Source organism: Aurantiacibacter sediminis (assembly GCF_016019885.1).
Taxonomy (GTDB): domain Bacteria; phylum Pseudomonadota; class Alphaproteobacteria; order Sphingomonadales; family Sphingomonadaceae; genus Alteraurantiacibacter; species Alteraurantiacibacter sediminis.
In genome coordinates, this window is sequence record NZ_JAEANY010000002.1 from 17422 (window position 1) to 32439 (window position 15018).

Here is a 15018-nt window from a genome sequence, read left to right on the forward strand (position 1 = left end):
AAGCGCTCCAAAGCCTTCAGCATGCACGCAACTGATCTGACGGGAGTTTCCAATGCGTTTTGCAATCATGGGTATCGCCGCTTCGGCCTTCGCTTTGACCGCTTGCGGTGGTCCGCAATCGGCGGAGGATCCGAGCGATCCCGAGCAGGTGGCCGAAGTTGCCGCCGGTCTCGCCACGCCCCAGCCCGGCCAGTATCGCACCACGGGTGAATTGGTCGAATTCGACATGCCCGGTGCGCCTGAGGAACAAGTGCAGATGATGCGCGGCATGATGGAAATGAATACCGGCCAGGAAGAGGTGATTTGCATCACCGAAGAGCAGGCTGATGAAGGCTTCCAGGAATTCCTTGTGGCGATGAACGACAATGCGGACACCTGCACTTTCAGCGAATTTACGGTCGACGGCGATCAGCTCAATGCCGCCATGCAATGCGATGACGGGCGGGGCAGCATGGGCAGTGTCAGCTTCGATGGAATAATCACGGAAACCAGTCAGGATATGACGGTCACGATGGATATGGAAAACGCCGCAGAAGGCCAGGGGATCCGCATGGTCGTGCGCAACCAGACCGAGCGGCTGGGCGATTGCCCGGCCTAAAGTTTACCGGGATAAACGCATCCCGCGATTTTCGCCCGGTTTTGGGACGGGGCCAATAAACAGCGCCCAAACATGTTTAGCGCGATTAACAGGGTGATGACGGCTTGATAACTCTCGCCCATGACCCGCGCAGCGGATGCTGTGCGCCTGCTGTTTCGAGGATCAAATATGCGCTTTACCCATGCCCTGCCGCTGATTGCTTTAGCCGCGCTCACCGCGTGTGGAGACGACGTTGACGAGGCGCTGACTGACGAGGCGCTGGCATCGGAAGATGTTGCGCCGGTGATCGAGGATAACGGAGTAATGCCGCAGCCCGGGCAATATACCACCCGCATCCAGCTGGTCGAATTCGAAGCGCCCGGCCTGACAGAAGATGCGATCGCCGAAGCGCGCACGGAATTCGAGGCGGGTGCTGCAGAAGAAAATTCCTATTGCGTCACCGAAGATCTTACGCGTGAGCAATGGCTTTCGGAAATGACGGAAGCTGATTGCACGCTTTCACGCTTCACGGCTGACGGCAATGATCTGGAAGGCGCGATGACGTGCAATTCGGATATCGGCCTTAATGGCCGGGTGGAGATTTCCGGACGCACGGCAGAAAGCGGCTCCAACTTGCAGATGAGCTATAATCTCGAAACGGCCGCGGGCGAAGGCACGGTTGTCTGGCAGACGGTTGCAGAACGCACTGGCGATTGCAGCTGAATGGCGATAGCTATGCTGGCATGAAATATGTCGCCGAAATGATCTTGCCAATGGCTGCCGTTGTTGCGGTTCCGGCTTTTGCTTTCTCAACGTCCAATCAGGACATCACCGCAGAAGCAGGTGGGGATGAAGAGCCCGATTTTCCTTGGCCGGACTTCCTCGATGTCACACCGCTTCCCGGAGCCTATGAGCTGGAAATGCGTGTCACCGACGTGCAATTTCCCGACAGTCCGGAAATGGCCTTTATGTCCGAAATCCTGATGAATGAAGTGCCGGAGGTGGAAAATTACTGCCTGACCGGAGAGCCCGAGCGCGTCGATTGGGTCAACGAATTTATGGATGGCGATTGCACGGGATCAGAGCCGCAGATGGACGGCAACAGCTTCACGCAAGTACTGCAGTGCCAAGAGTCAAATGACGGTCCGCCGGAAATGATGATCAATCTTTCGGCTGAAGCGAGCGATCAGGGCATGGATCTCGACATGAGTATTCTGATGCGCGATCAGGAAATCGGCAAGATGCGCATGGCGATGGAAATCGACCTGAGGCGGACCGGCGATTGCGAATAACGGCGTCCGGGATCGAATATTGCAATTCCGTGACACCGGCTGAACAACATTGCTGGCGCGCACATTTCATATAATCGTCACAATGTGTCAGCGATCAAACCCCTATCGGCCTTTGCGCCAGCCAATCCGGCGTCGCACGCGATGAAGCTGTCGGATGCCCTGCGCCAAAGGCTCAGCCTGTTGCGCGGTGAGCAGCCCAAGGACGCTCACACACCGCCGCTGCGCTATTTCTTTGCCGAGCTCCTGTCGTTCGGTGAACCGCTTGTTCGCCCGTTTCTCGCTGCGCCTGACATCAAGCTTTCAGAAAATCCGCGTGTCGTGATCCTGCTGCCCGGCTTCGCGACGGGACCGAACCGGATGCGCTATCTTGCGCGCCAGCTTGAACGGGCAGGGCATAAGGTCAAACGCTGGGGCATGGGGCATAATCTGGGGCCTACCGCAGAGACAATCGACATTCTGGCGGACCGGGTGAAGGCCGTCGAAGAACGCTATGGCCAGCAAGTCGTGCTCATCGGCTGGAGCCTTGGCGGAGTTTTTGCGCGCGAAGTCGCGAAGCAGGTGCCCGGCAGCGTGGCCAAGGTGATTTCCATGGGATCGCCATTCAGCCATTCGCCCTATTCCAACAATTTCTGGCGGCCATACCAGCTGGTCGCCGGACATTCCGTAGAAGAGCCGCCGATCCCTGCCGATACGCGCGTGAAGCCGCCTGTCGAGACCGTAGCATTCTGGAGCCCGCGCGATGGAGTGATTTCACGCCGCGCCGCATCGGGCCTCCCGCATGAGCGGGACAAATCTGTCGCGCTGCGCTGCTCGCATCTGATGTTCCCCAATGCGAAAGACTGCATTCTTGCGCTTGTCCGGGAACTTGAAGCCTGATCATCCTTTGAGTGACTGACGGTTTCGCACACACTTCGTGGGCGAATACACAATCGCTCACGGGGATCAACAATCGCTTCCAAGCAGCCCAATTTCGATGAAATGCACGCGCCCGATGGATCGGTGCGCGGCCCCTACGCCGAATACCAGGCATGGCTGGATGAGCAGGAAGCCGGCCTTATGCGCCGCAAGACGTCCGAAGCGGAGGGCTTCTTCCGCAAGACGGGGATCACTTTCAACGTCTATGGGGAAGAGGATGCCGAAGAGCGGCTGATCCCCTTCGATATGGTGCCGCGCATCATATCGGGCGGCGAATGGCGCCGGCTTTCAAGAGGCATCGAGCAACGCGTGCGCGCGCTCAACGCTTTCATGCATGATCTTTATCACAGGCAGGAAATCATCCGTTCAGGCCGCCTGCCGGAACGCCTGTTTCGGAACAATGCCGCTTGGCTGCCGCAGATGGTGGGCTTCACTCCGCCGGGCGGGGTCTACACACATATCACCGGCATCGATCTGGTGCGTACCGGGCCTGACGAATTTCTGGTGCTCGAAGACAATGCCCGCACGCCTAGCGGTGTCTCTTACATGCTGGAAAATCGCGAAACGATGATGGCGATGTTCCCCGAGCTTTTCAGCCGGGTGAAAGTGTGCCCCGTTTCCGATTACCCGCGTCGCCTTGCTAAAAGCCTCGCCGCATGCGCCCCCGAAGGCGCGCCTGACAAGCCGACAATCGCAGTGCTAACGCCGGGTATCTTCAATTCCGCCTATTACGAGCACGCTTTCCTGGCCGACCAGATGGGCGCGGAGCTTGTCGAAGGCAGCGATTTGCGCGTGGTCGATGGCAAGGTTCAGATGCGTACCACGATCGGTTTCAAGCCGGTCGATGTGCTCTATCGCCGAGTGGACGATGATTTCCTCGATCCGCTGACATTCAACCCCGATTCAATGCTCGGCGTGCCCGGCATCATGGATGTTTATCGCGCGGGCAGGATCACGATCGCCAATGCGCCCGGTACTGGCGTGGCGGACGACAAGGCGATCTATTCCTTCATGCCGGAAATTGTCGAATTCTACACAGGTGAGAAGGCGCTGCTGCCCAATGTCCAGACCTGGCGCTGCGCTGATCCGGACAGCTTGAAATACGTGCTATCCAATCTGGAAGAGCTGGTGGTCAAGGAAGTGCACGGATCGGGCGGTTACGGCATGCTGATCGGCCCGACATCTTCCAAGAAGGAGATTCAGGAATTCCGCGCCAAGCTGGAAGCCGATCCGGAGAACTATATCGCCCAGCCAACGCTGTCGCTCAGCACCTGTCCGATCTTCACCAAGAAGGGTCTCGCCCCGAGGCATGTGGATCTGCGACCTTTCGTCCTGTGTTCACCTGACGGGGTAGACATCACGCCGGGCGGTCTCACACGTGTGGCGCTCAAGAAGGGATCGCTAGTGGTTAATTCCAGCCAGGGCGGCGGCACCAAGGATAGCTGGGTGCTGGAAGACTGATGCCGGGGAACATTTCATGCTAGGTCGTACAGCCAGCGCCATCTTCTGGATGTATCGCTATCTCGAACGGGCGGAGAATACCGCGCGCCTGCTTGAGGCGGGGCACCGGATGACCATGACCCGCAGCGAGGACATGGCCGTGCAGGAATGGCGCTCGGTCCTCGCAACACTCGGCCTGCAACAGGCCTATGAAGCCAAATATAGCGATTTTGGCGGCGCGCAGGTTTGCGATTTCGTGCTGCGGGCAAAGGATAATTCGGAAAACGTCCTGTCCATGATCGAACGAGCGCGCACCAATGCGCGCGCCGCCCGATCGTCCATCACTGGCGAGGTTTGGGAAGCGATCAATGAAGGCTGGATGACGCTCAGCAATTTGCTGAAAAAGCCGGTGAGCTCCGGAACGCTCAATCAGTCGCTTGGTGCGGTTCGCCGCGTCAGCACGATGGTGCGCGGAACCACCCACGGCTCCATGCTGCGCAATGAGGCATACAGCTTCTCCCGGCTCGGCACCTTCATTGAGCGTGCGGACAAGACCGCGCGAATTCTCGACGTGAAGTATTACCTGCTGCTGCCTTCGCTAAGCTATGTGGGCACGCCGCTCGATACCGGACAATGGGACACTGTGCTGCGCTCGCTTTCGGCAGAGCGCGCCTATCGCTGGCTCAATGCAGGGCGGATGGATGCGCGATCCATCGCAGATTTCCTGATCCTCGACGATCGCTTCCCGCGCAGCCTCGTCTTCTGCTATTCCGAGCTGCGTGACACCATGGCCGATCTCGCCAAGTTCCACGGCAGCGAAGCTGAAGCGCATGAACATATGCGGCAATTCGACATGCGCCTGCGCGACACGAGTGTCGAAAACATTTTCGATCGGGGACTCCACGAATTCCTGCTCGATTTCATCGCCAATAATCAATTGCTCGCCAGCGCTATTGGCAGCGATTACCGGTTCAATTCCTAAGCGAGGATAGACGAGACACCATGCGCCTTTCCGTTCGCCATACGACCAAATATCGCTTCAGGGAGCCGGTTGCTCACGGCATCCAGCGCCTGCGCCTTACGCCCAAGGAAACGCAGGGCCAGCGTATTCTCGAATGGTCGATGGAATATGAAGGCGCGCATGAGCAGCTGAGCTATGACGATCAAAACTTCAATCACGTCACTCTAGTTGGTGTCGATGAGGGGACGACCGAAGTTGTTATTACCTGCAAAGGGCGCGTCATTACCGAAGATAATGCTGGCGTTATCGGGCAGCACGCGGGGCATCTCCCGCTGTGGGCGTTTCTTGGGCAGACCAAGCTCACGAAACCGGGGCCGAAAATCAAGGCGCTGATCACCAAGGTCGAACGCAGCGAAGACGGAATGGTCGATACGCTGCACGATCTTTCCCGCGTCATTCGCGAGAATGTCGAATACGGCACCGGCACTACGCGCGTCACCACGACGGCAGAAGAAGCCGCCGAAGACGGCTGGGGCGTTTGCCAGGATCACGCGCATATCTTCATTGCAGCCGCGCGCAGCCTCGATATCCCCGCTCGCTATGTCAGCGGCTATCTGATGATGAACGACCGGATCGAGCAGGAAGCAAGCCATGCGTGGGCAGAGGCGCATGTCGATGGCCTTGGCTGGGTCGGTTTCGATATTTCCAACGGTATCAGCCCCGATCCGCGCTATGTGCGCGTGGCGACCGGCCGTGATTACAGCGATGCTGCGCCCATAACCGGAATTAGTTTTGGTGCGGTGACCGAGGACCTGTCGGTCGACCTCGCCGTAGAGCAGCAATTTGAAGAACAGCAGCAGCAATGATCTGCGGACCCGATAGCCGCACCTGGAGAATTCGATGACCTACTGCGTTGGCATGGTGCTTGAAAAAGGCCTTGTCCTGATGAGCGACACCCGCACGAATTCGGGCGTCGATAACATTTCCGTCTTCCGCAAGATGAATACATGGACCGTGCCGGGAGAGCGGATCATCTCGATTATGACAGCCGGCAATCTGGCTACGACGCAATCGGTGATCAGCCAACTTGAAGAGCGCACAAAGGCACCGGAGGACCGCCAGAACGGCTTGCTGGAATTGCCGACGATGTTTCAGGTCGCGGTGGAAATCGGCAAGCTGCTGCGCGATACGATCGAGAAAACCCAGCAAGCCAATGGCGCGCGCGGCAAAGGCCGCTTTACCGCTTCGATTATCCTCGCAGGCCAGATCGAAGGCATGGAGCCACGCCTGTTCATGATTTACCCGGAAGGCAATTTTATCGAGGCGAGTTTCGACACGCCCTTCTTCCAGATCGGGGAGACCAAATATGGCCGCCCGATTATCCTGCGCGGCTATGACCGGACGATGAGTTTTGAAGATGCGACCAAACTGCTGATGGTCAGTTTCGATTCCACACTTAAAGCCAATTTGTCCGTCGGCATGCCGCTGGATCTGATGGTGATCGAGCGCGATAGTTTTGCCCCCACGCATGAGCAGCGGGTTGAGCACGACGATCCTTATTTCGATGCGATTTCCGCGCGTTGGGGGGACGCGCTGCGCTCTGCCTTTCATTCGCTGCCCGATTACAGCTTCGAAAAGAGTACGTAGCCTTACGTAGCTGTTTCTCCGGATTGATGAATTTGCAGCCGATCCGCAGGCTCGCATAAGTAAATTCCGCATAATTCATCCGTGATGGAGGCAATTTTTCGGCGGAATTGCGCCGATTTGCGCAATCGTGAACAGTAATTAGGTGCAAATCCGTATTTCTACGGAATGTAAATCCAATTTTTTCGGTTCAGTTTCAGGCGCATGGAACAGCGTCTCACCATGCATATCGTCGGCGGCAATAGCCGCTCCCGCGCCTCACAGTCGCGCCTTGTCCTATCGATGGGTCACCATGCGGAAGTCTATTCCGACCTGGTGGAATTGCTCGACAGGCCGCCGCATGACGGGGTCATTATCGCGTCGGACGATGTGGTCGAGGACGGGATAGAAAAATTGCTTGAAGAGCTCGCCGATCACGGCATCTGGATCCCCCTTGTCGCTGCGCGGGAGGAGCCGGGCGTCGACGAAGTGGTCGAAGCCATCCAGGCGGGCGCATTGGATTTCCTGACGCTTCCCCTCACCGAAGAGGAGCTGCGCCGCATGCTCGCCCATGTGCATAATGATGCGGGTCGCCATGCCGAGGCACGCCGCCGCCTGATTGATGCGCGCCGCAGGATCTCGGCACTCTCGAACCGGGAACGGGAAGTCCTCGATTGGCTGAGCGAGGGCTGCTCTAACAAAGCTATTGCGCGGGAGCTGGAAATCAGTCCACGCACGGTGGAAATTCACCGCGCGAACATGATGGACAAGCTCGGCGCCAATCACGCTGCGGAAGCTGTTCGGCTTCGGCTTGAAGCGGGTCTGGAAGCCGCTAAAAAAAACGATCAGATTGGGATGACGGTGGTGAACCGCCCTTCGCCAGCGCAGGATGACATGATGATCGGCGAGATTATCGTGACGCCCACCGCCTCGCAGGCCTAACGCCTCGCCAATGCACTATCAGCGGCAGTAGGAATTGCCGTCGATCACGCCTTCGAAGTGAAAATGATCGCGGTGTGCGGCGTTGTAGTCTGGGCCAAGCACCGTATTGAAACGGCGGCAGGCTGAACGCTGCACGACGCGCAGGAATTCGCGCTCTTCCGCAGATCCATTCCAATCATCCTGCACGCTGATCCGGCGACCGTCGGCCAGAATGAAACCGGCAATATCGATAGCGTTCGCGGAAGCATGCGCTGACCGGCGACCCGTTCCCGCGACATTGCGACAGGAATAGCTGCCCATCGTCTGGATGCTTGCCAGCCGTGTGCCGAAAATCTGCCGGGCTGCACGGTCCACGCCAAATCGCGCCCACGCCGCAAAGGCGGTGGAGACGGGGCATGTCACCGGCCCCAGATTGCTGACATCCAGCCTGCCGGAATCGCCCTGTAGTGCGTGCATCTGAACCGTATTCAAATTGCTGCATCCCTCATCCAGATAGCGATTGGGCAGCGCATCGAAACTGACGCCCGCATTGCCGAGATTGGAGAGGCACTGCGCCTCTGCCGGACGCATGGCGACGGCGGTTGCGGCGGCTAGGCGTGGCGCAGCCGAACCACTTGGCGCGCGTTCCGCCGTGCTGCGCGCGTTCCATTCCGCATTGCTACTGCTGCGATAATCGCGCTGCTGCGGCTGGTAATCCGATTGCGGCACGATGGAGCACCCTGCGAGAACAAGGCTAACGGCGGATATGAGGTATGCACGTTTCATGGCAGGTTACATGCGCATACAATGGTTAAGCCCGCTGTGGCAGGTAGGGTTAACGCAGCGGAAACGATTTCGCGCACGGATAGTCGTTACACAAGTAACCTTTGACTCTTGAGAGCGTATCTCTAGTGCCGCCGACGGGCCACGCGGTCCCAACGCCGCGCGTGCTCTCTGTAAGGAGAGAATACATGACTGCACAACCAGCGCTCCGTCCGGAGCGTCCTTTCTTTTCATCCGGTCCCACGGCAAAGCCGCCCGGATGGTCTGCCGACCAGCTTGATACGAAAAGCCTCGGCCGTTCCCACCGCTCCAAATATGCCAAGGGTCGCCTGAAATATGCGATCGACCTCAGCCGTGAACTGCTGGGCGTGCCGGACGATTACCTCGTCGGCATCATGCCCGGCTCTGATACCGGCGCGCTGGAATGCGCAATGTGGACGATGCTGGGCGCTGGCCCTGCGACGGTCGCGGCATGGGAAAGCTTCGGCAACATCTGGATTCAGGATGCGGTCAAGCAGCTGAAGCTGAAGGATCTGACGCCGCTATCCGCCGATTATGGCGAGATTCCCGACCTGGCGAGCATTCCGCAGGATCACGACGTCGTTTTCACCTGGAACGGCACGACATCGGGCGCGAAAATCCCCAACACGGACTGGCTTGAGCCGGGCCGCAAGGGCATTACCATCAACGATGCCACCAGCGCTGTCTTCGCGATGGAGATGGATTGGCCGAAGCTCGATGCGACAACCTATAGCTGGCAGAAGATCATGGGCTCCGAAGCCCAGCACGGCATGCTCATCCTCAGCCCCAAGGCTGTTGAGCGGATCGAAAGCTACGATCCCGAATGGCCGCTGCCCAAGCTTTTCCGCCTGAAGAAAGGTGACAAGCTCAACCGCGCGATCTTCGAAGGCGCGACAATCAATACGCCCAGCATGCTGGCAGTTGAAGATTACATCTGGGCGCTGGAATGGGCGAAATCGATCGGCGGGCTTTCCGCGATGATCGAACGCGCCAATACCAATTCCGGCATCGTGAAGGACTGGATCGAGGCGACGCCGTGGCTACGCAATATGGCGAGCGATCCGGCGCTGCAGACCAACTCCGGCGTGTGCATGGTCTTTCAGGGCGAATGGTACGAAAGCCTATCCGATGAGGACAAGGCGGCCGTGCCGAAGAAAATCGCCACCAAGCTGGAAGAGATGGACATCGGCTACGATTTCAATGGCTACCGCGATGCCCCTCCGGGCCTGCGAATCTGGTGCGGTGGATCGGTAGAAGCCGAAGACATCCGCCGCCTGCTGCCGTGGATCGAATGGGCTTACGAAGAGCTCAAGGCCGGCAATCTGTAATTCCTGAATTGTGAGTGTCACCCTGGCGAAGGCCGGGGTTCAGCTACGCCGCGCTGCGACTGGATTCCGGCCTACGCCGGAATGACAAGTGGAGAAATAAACATGACCAAACCCAAAGTTCTCATCTCCGACAAGATGGACCCGAACGCCGCGCGCATCTTCGAAGAGCGCGGCTGTGATGTTGATGTAATCACCGGCGAAACGCCTGAAGAATTGAAAGCGCGCATCGGCGAATACGATGGCCTGGCCATCCGCTCCTCCACCAAAGTGACGCCCGAAATTCTGGAAGCGGCGACCAATCTCAAAGTGATTGGCCGCGCGGGCATCGGTGTCGACAATGTCGATATCCCCAAAGCCAGCAGCCACGGCGTAGTGGTGATGAACACACCATTCGGCAATTCGATCACAACCGCCGAACACGCCATCGCTATGATGCTGACGCTCGCTCGCCAGATCCCCGAAGCCAACCGCCGCACGCAGGCTGGTGAATGGCCGAAGAAGGATTTCATGGGTGTTGAAGTCACCGGCAAGACGCTCGGCCTGATCGGCTCGGGCAATATCGGCAGCATCGTCGCGAGCCGCGCGCAAGGGCTGCGGATGAAAGTGATCGCCTACGATCCCTTCCTGACCCCCGAACGCGCGATGGAACTGGGCGTGGAAAAGGTCGATCTCGGCAAGCTGCTGGAGCGTGCCGATTTCATCACCCTGCATACGCCGCTGACGGATGAGACGCGCAATATCCTGAGCCGCGAACGGCTCGAAGCGGCAAAGCCCGGCGTGCGCATCGTCAATTGCGCGCGTGGCGGCCTGATCGATGAAGCAGCGCTCAAAGACCTGCTCGAAAGCGGCCATATCGCGGGCGCAGCGCTGGATGTATTTGCAGAGGAACCGGCGACCGATAATCCGCTGTTTGGCACGAAGAATTTCATCTGCACACCGCACCTTGGTGCCTCTACAACAGAGGCGCAGGTCAATGTCGCGCTGCAGGTGGCGGAGCAGATGGCCGACTATCTGGTGAGCGGCGGCGTGACCAATGCCCTAAACGTCCCATCGCTGAGCGCGGAAGAGGCACCGCGCCTCAAGCCTTACATCTCGCTGGCAGAAAAGCTCGGTTCGCTGGTAGGCCAGCTTGAAGGGCCGGATGTGAATGCGATCACCATCGAAGTTTCGGGCGCAGCGTCGGAGCTCAACTTGAAGCCGATCACGGCGGCTGTGCTCGCTGGCATGATGCGCAGCTGGTCTGACAGCATCAACATGGTCAATGCGCCGATCCTGGCCAAAGAGCGCGGTCTGGATGTACGCGAAGTGCGCCATGCCAAGGAAGGCGATTATCACACGCTGGTGCGTATCATTGCGACCACGCCGGAGCGTCGCCGCGAAGTTGCGGGCAGCCTGTTCGGCGATTCGCAAATGCGCCTTGTGGAGATCGCCGGAACACGGATCGAGACCGATCTGGAAGGCCACATGATCTATATCGTCAACGAAGATAATCCCGGCTTCATCGGTCGTCTGGGCTCCGTACTGGGCGAAGCGGGCGTCAATATCGGGAACTTCCACCTCGGCCGCCGACTGCCTGACAAGCATAAGGGCGGCGATGCCGTGCTGATGCTGACGCTGGATCAGGCGCCGAGCAAGGAAGTGCAGGATGCCGTCTGCGCGCTTGAAGGTGTGAAGAAGGTCAGGGCGCTTTCGTTCTGACACTCTTCCGCTTAAGAGGCGCGGCATGACCGATCCGACGCAAGATTTGCTGCCCGAAGGGCTCGAAGACCGACTGCCGCAAAGCGCGGCTGCTGCATCGCGTATTCAGCGCGCGATGCTCGATGCGATGGGCGCACACGGCTATGACCAGGTGCGCCCGCCGCTGATCGAATTTGAGGCGAGCATGGCGGCGCGGATGGACGGGGTCCGCACGCGCAACCTCTTCCGTTTCGTCGATCCGAAAAGCCTGCGCGGACTTGCGCTGCGATCCGACATCACGGTGCAGGTGGGCCGAATTGCGGCGACTGGCTTGGCCGACGCGCCGCGTCCCTTACGCCTGTGCTATGCCGGACAAGTCGCGCGTATCGCTGGCGATATGCTGGATCCGCGCCGCGAGAATTTACAGATCGGCGCAGAGCTGATCGGGACGGACAGCGTCGCGGCTGCGGGCGAGATCGTCGCGCTGGCCATCGAAGCTCTTGAAGCAGCTGGCGCCAAGGGCATTTCCGTCGATTTTACCCTGCCGGACCTGGTCGATACGCTCGCCGACGGGTCATTGCCGTTGGATGCGCAAACCCGCGCTGCAGTTCGGCGGGAGCTCGATACCAAGGATGCCGGCGGACTGGTCGATGCGGGCGGCGAGGCTTACCTTCCGCTTATCCATGCCGCAGGACCATTTGAGGAGGCGGCAGACAAGCTTTCCGCCATCGACGCGTCTGGTGTGCTTGAAACGCGCATCACCGCACTTCGCCAGATCGCTGAGGGCATCAAGGGGCGTGCACGCATCACGCTCGATCCGTCCGAGCGTCATGGCTTTGAATACCAGAGCTGGCTCGGCTTCACGCTCTACGCCGATGGCGTGCGCGGCGCGCTGGGTCGGGGCGGCACCTATTGCATCGGCGGCTCGGACGAGGCTGCAACGGGCTTCTCGCTGTACCCCGAAGAGCTGATCGAGGCGGTCAAAGCGGACGAGCAGCTGGGCGACAAACTCTTCCTGCCGCTCGACCACGACCGGGCTGCCGCAGCGAAATTGCGCGCCGAAGGTTGGCGCACTGTCGCAGCTTTATCGCAAGACGATGACGGAAAAGCGCTCGGCTGCACCCACGTCTTGGCGGATGGCGAGCCGAGCGCTCTATAGGCTGATGCCTTAGCAGAATTCTGCCGGGTCAGGACCAATCCGCCCGTCTTCGCTGTCCAGCGCATCGATTGCGGCAATCTGATCATCGCTGAGCGCAAGTTTCAGGGCGCTGAAATTGTCCTTGATGTGATCTTCGCTGCTCGCCTTTGGAATTGGCAGCAATCCATGATGCAGATGCCATGCTAGCACCACTGCCGCGGCTGAAGAGTCGGTTTCATTAGCGATGCGGCTTATGGTCTCGTTTTCGAGGCCGTCTCCCTGCCCGAGTGGGGACCAGCACTGCGTCACAATGCCCATTTCCTCATGCACTCGGCGCAGTTCGCGCTGCTGGAATGCGGGGTGCAACTCAATCTGGTTGAGCGCGGGAACGACGCCGGTCGCATCGACGATGGCCTTTAAATCCTGCTCGCGGAAGTTCGATACTCCGATCGACTTGGCGAGGCCTTCATCGCGCAGCTCCACGAAGGCTTTCCATGTATCGACGAACTTGCCCTTGTCGGGGCAGGGCCAGTGGATAATCAGCATATCGACATGTTCGCGGCCAAGGCGTTCGAGGCTATCGCGCGCGGCCTGTTTCGCGCTTTCGTAACCCTGATGGTCATTCCAAACTTTGGTCTGGAGGAAAATGTCCGACCAGTCGCCAATGCCTTTGCCGACGCCTTCCTCATTCTCGTAAATTGAGGCCGTGTCGATCAGCCAATAACCGGTTTCAATCGCGGTCTTCACCGGCTGGGTCGCATCATCGCCTTTCATCTTGAACGTTCCGAAGCCGAGCTGCGGAATCTGGCGATCGTCATTGAGCGTTAGCGTGGGGTAATCGGTCATAAGATCTCCTTTGCCCGGTCAACGGACAAAAGCGATCTTCTTTCCAATTCAGACGGAATTCTGAACTCAAGTGGCCGCTTGCATGAAGCCCAGGTCGGGATTGTCGAACCTGCCGATATTGGGCGAAATGCTGGGCATCTCGCTGGGTGATACGCCGAACCATTTGGCAAGCGTCGCCGAATATTCGTCCACCGATGTGGTCGGCAGCAGGCGACCGCGGCCCACATCGTCCGGACCATCGACCGCGATCTTGGGCGCTGTGCCGTAGAAGCGGCCTCCGTTAACGCCGCCGCCCATGATGAAGTGATGGCTGCCCCAGCCGTGGTCCGATCCGTCACCATTGCTCGAAAGCGTGCGTCCGAAATCGGAAGCGGTGAATGTCGTCACCTGGTCGGCCACGCCCATTTCCAGCGTTGCGCGATAGAATGCATCCATCGCGGAATCGACCTGGCCCAGCAGCGCTTCATGCGATCCAATCAGGCCGTCATGGTGGTCGAACCCGCCAATGCTAACGAAAAAGACCTGCCGATTGACTTGCAGGGAGCCGCGCGCGGCGATCAGGCGAGCGACTGTACGCAGTTGCTTCGCGAGACCGTTACCCGAACCGAAATCGGTCGAGAGATTTGCGCTTGCGAGCGCCGAATTGATGAAGTCGGCATATTCGATCGAGCGAGCCAGCGTCTGCGCGTGATCGGCCTGCAGCATGTGCCCGTGATGTGTCGTCAGCAGCGAGTTGATCGCACCGCTCACATCGTTGGAGCCGTAAACGCGTTTCGTCAGACCGCGGATCGTCGTCGCCGTGTCGCCGGAAAGCTGGTACGGCTGCGCTTCATTTCCCGCAAGGAAGACAGCATTTCCGCTCGCATTGATCGCGGTGAACATCGAATTGGTGTTACTAGACTGCGCAAGGTCTCCCATCCGGCCGCCCCAGCCGGTTACCGAACCTTCGGGCTGCGAGCTTTGCCAGGTCGATTGCTGATCATTGTGTGAAAAAAGCTTTGCCGGGCGCGGATAGCTGGAATTGTTGCCGCTTTCATATTGCTGCTTCGTCAGCGGCACGACCAGCGGACCGACATTGAGCAGCGGAGCCATCGCGCCTTCGCGGTAGCGTGCGGCCAGACGCGGCATGGTGGGCGCAATCGCCAGCGTCATATCGTCGGTCAGCGTCTGGCCCTGCGGCGCCCGCAGCACCGTGTTCGCCAGGCTCGATTGCGAAAGCGCAATACCGCCGTCAGCCGACCGCCCGCGAATATCGAGATAGCGCGCGTAATTGGCGTCATCGAAAGGGATCAGCGTGTTGGCATGGTCATTCCCGCCGTACAGGAACACGCAGACAAGTGCCTTGTAGCCGCCTGCAGAGCTGAAGGCCGCCGCTTCGCTCATGCCGGCAAGGCCCATGGCATAAGATGATGCAGCCCCGACTGCGGCGAGCTGGCTGGAGCGGCGCAGGAAAGCGCGACGCGTTATTTCAAGGTTTTTGCCGATAAACATGCGCG

Annotated in this window: 15 protein-coding genes; 12 read left to right on the forward strand and 3 right to left on the reverse strand. The window is 59.1% G+C overall.

The annotated features are described in order from the left end of the window. Positions 1–52: 52 nt before the first annotated feature. From I5L03_RS05525 to I5L03_RS05565, 9 genes are all read left to right on the forward strand, one after another. Positions 53–598 carry a DUF3617 domain-containing protein gene (locus tag I5L03_RS05525; RefSeq protein WP_197920766.1) on the forward strand — a complete coding sequence of 182 codons (546 nt, stop codon included), beginning with the start codon at positions 53–55 and terminating at the stop codon, positions 596–598. Between the two features lie 120 nt (positions 599–718). Further along, on the forward strand, positions 719–1300 hold the full coding sequence (locus I5L03_RS05530; protein ID WP_234035097.1) for a DUF3617 domain-containing protein: 582 nt from the start codon (positions 719–721) through the stop codon (positions 1298–1300). Between the two features lie 20 nt (positions 1301–1320). After that, a complete protein-coding gene (locus tag I5L03_RS05535; protein WP_197920768.1) occupies positions 1321–1869 on the forward strand; it encodes a DUF3617 domain-containing protein in 549 nt (182 codons plus the stop codon). An 84-nt stretch (positions 1870–1953) separates the two neighbouring features. Further along, entirely contained in the window at positions 1954–2745 is a 792-nt protein-coding gene (locus I5L03_RS05540) for an esterase/lipase family protein (protein WP_325100101.1), read from the forward strand. Between the two features lie 102 nt (positions 2746–2847). Further along, a complete protein-coding gene (locus I5L03_RS05545; protein WP_197920770.1) occupies positions 2848–4245 on the forward strand; it encodes a circularly permuted type 2 ATP-grasp protein in 1398 nt (465 codons plus the stop codon). Between the two features lie 16 nt (positions 4246–4261). Further along, positions 4262–5206 (forward strand): alpha-E domain-containing protein, encoded by a 945-nt coding sequence (locus I5L03_RS05550; RefSeq protein WP_197920771.1) that lies wholly within the window; start codon positions 4262–4264, stop codon positions 5204–5206. 20 nt (positions 5207–5226) lie between these two features. Continuing rightward, positions 5227–6051, forward strand: coding sequence for a transglutaminase family protein (locus tag I5L03_RS05555; protein ID WP_197920772.1), 825 nt, complete (start codon positions 5227–5229; stop codon positions 6049–6051). Between the two features lie 34 nt (positions 6052–6085). Continuing rightward, the gene (locus I5L03_RS05560) at positions 6086–6832 is read left to right on the forward strand and encodes a proteasome-type protease (RefSeq protein ID WP_197920773.1); all 747 of its coding nucleotides are present in this window, start codon (positions 6086–6088) and stop codon (positions 6830–6832) included. Positions 6833–7033: 201 nt separating this feature from the next. Next, complete coding sequence (locus I5L03_RS05565; protein WP_197920774.1) at positions 7034–7750, forward strand: response regulator transcription factor; 717 nt, start codon at positions 7034–7036, stop codon at positions 7748–7750. Between the two features lie 18 nt (positions 7751–7768). Here I5L03_RS05565 and I5L03_RS05570 read toward each other — a convergent pair whose 3' ends face one another. After that, positions 7769–8515, reverse strand: coding sequence for an extensin-like domain-containing protein (locus I5L03_RS05570; RefSeq protein ID WP_197920775.1), 747 nt, complete (start codon positions 8513–8515; stop codon positions 7769–7771). A 185-nt stretch (positions 8516–8700) separates the two neighbouring features. Between I5L03_RS05570 and I5L03_RS05575 the strand changes: the two genes are divergently transcribed. The 3 genes from I5L03_RS05575 to I5L03_RS05585 all read left to right on the forward strand — a co-directional run bounded on the left by I5L03_RS05575 (position 8701) and on the right by I5L03_RS05585 (position 12697). Next, positions 8701–9861, forward strand: coding sequence for a phosphoserine transaminase (locus tag I5L03_RS05575; RefSeq protein WP_197920776.1), 1161 nt, complete (start codon positions 8701–8703; stop codon positions 9859–9861). 102 nt (positions 9862–9963) lie between these two features. Continuing rightward, entirely contained in the window at positions 9964–11559 is a 1596-nt protein-coding gene (gene serA, locus I5L03_RS05580; RefSeq protein ID WP_197920777.1) for a phosphoglycerate dehydrogenase, read from the forward strand. A gap of 25 nt (positions 11560–11584) precedes the next feature. Next, a complete protein-coding gene (locus I5L03_RS05585; protein WP_197920778.1) occupies positions 11585–12697 on the forward strand; it encodes an ATP phosphoribosyltransferase regulatory subunit in 1113 nt (370 codons plus the stop codon). Positions 12698–12706: 9 nt separating this feature from the next. On the opposite strand, the gene I5L03_RS05590 is transcribed toward I5L03_RS05585, so the two are convergent. Together I5L03_RS05590 and I5L03_RS05595 are read right to left on the reverse strand one after the other, a co-directional pair. Further along, on the reverse strand, positions 12707–13522 hold the full coding sequence (locus I5L03_RS05590) for an aldo/keto reductase (RefSeq protein ID WP_197920779.1): 816 nt from the start codon (positions 13520–13522) through the stop codon (positions 12707–12709). A gap of 66 nt (positions 13523–13588) precedes the next feature. Then, a complete protein-coding gene (locus I5L03_RS05595) occupies positions 13589–15013 on the reverse strand; it encodes a DUF1501 domain-containing protein (RefSeq protein WP_197920780.1) in 1425 nt (474 codons plus the stop codon). Positions 15014–15018 lie beyond the last annotated feature (5 nt).

Coding starts and splice junctions, on each gene's coding strand:
- I5L03_RS05525 (WP_197920766.1), top strand. CDS start 53: ATGCGTTTTGCAATCATGGGTATCGCCGCTTCGGCCTTCGCTTTGACC.
- I5L03_RS05530 (WP_234035097.1), top strand. CDS start 719: ATGACCCGCGCAGCGGATGCTGTGCGCCTGCTGTTTCGAGGATCAAAT.
- I5L03_RS05535 (WP_197920768.1), top strand. CDS start 1,321: ATGAAATATGTCGCCGAAATGATCTTGCCAATGGCTGCCGTTGTTGCG.
- I5L03_RS05545 (WP_197920770.1), top strand. CDS start 2,848: ATGCACGCGCCCGATGGATCGGTGCGCGGCCCCTACGCCGAATACCAG.
- I5L03_RS05550 (WP_197920771.1), top strand. CDS start 4,262: ATGCTAGGTCGTACAGCCAGCGCCATCTTCTGGATGTATCGCTATCTC.
- I5L03_RS05555 (WP_197920772.1), top strand. CDS start 5,227: ATGCGCCTTTCCGTTCGCCATACGACCAAATATCGCTTCAGGGAGCCG.
- I5L03_RS05560 (WP_197920773.1), top strand. CDS start 6,086: ATGACCTACTGCGTTGGCATGGTGCTTGAAAAAGGCCTTGTCCTGATG.
- I5L03_RS05565 (WP_197920774.1), top strand. CDS start 7,034: ATGGAACAGCGTCTCACCATGCATATCGTCGGCGGCAATAGCCGCTCC.
- I5L03_RS05570 (WP_197920775.1), bottom strand. CDS start 8,515: ATGAAACGTGCATACCTCATATCCGCCGTTAGCCTTGTTCTCGCAGGG.
- I5L03_RS05575 (WP_197920776.1), top strand. CDS start 8,701: ATGACTGCACAACCAGCGCTCCGTCCGGAGCGTCCTTTCTTTTCATCC.
- serA (WP_197920777.1), top strand. CDS start 9,964: ATGACCAAACCCAAAGTTCTCATCTCCGACAAGATGGACCCGAACGCC.
- I5L03_RS05585 (WP_197920778.1), top strand. CDS start 11,585: ATGACCGATCCGACGCAAGATTTGCTGCCCGAAGGGCTCGAAGACCGA.
- I5L03_RS05590 (WP_197920779.1), bottom strand. CDS start 13,522: ATGACCGATTACCCCACGCTAACGCTCAATGACGATCGCCAGATTCCG.
- I5L03_RS05595 (WP_197920780.1), bottom strand. CDS start 15,013: ATGTTTATCGGCAAAAACCTTGAAATAACGCGTCGCGCTTTCCTGCGC.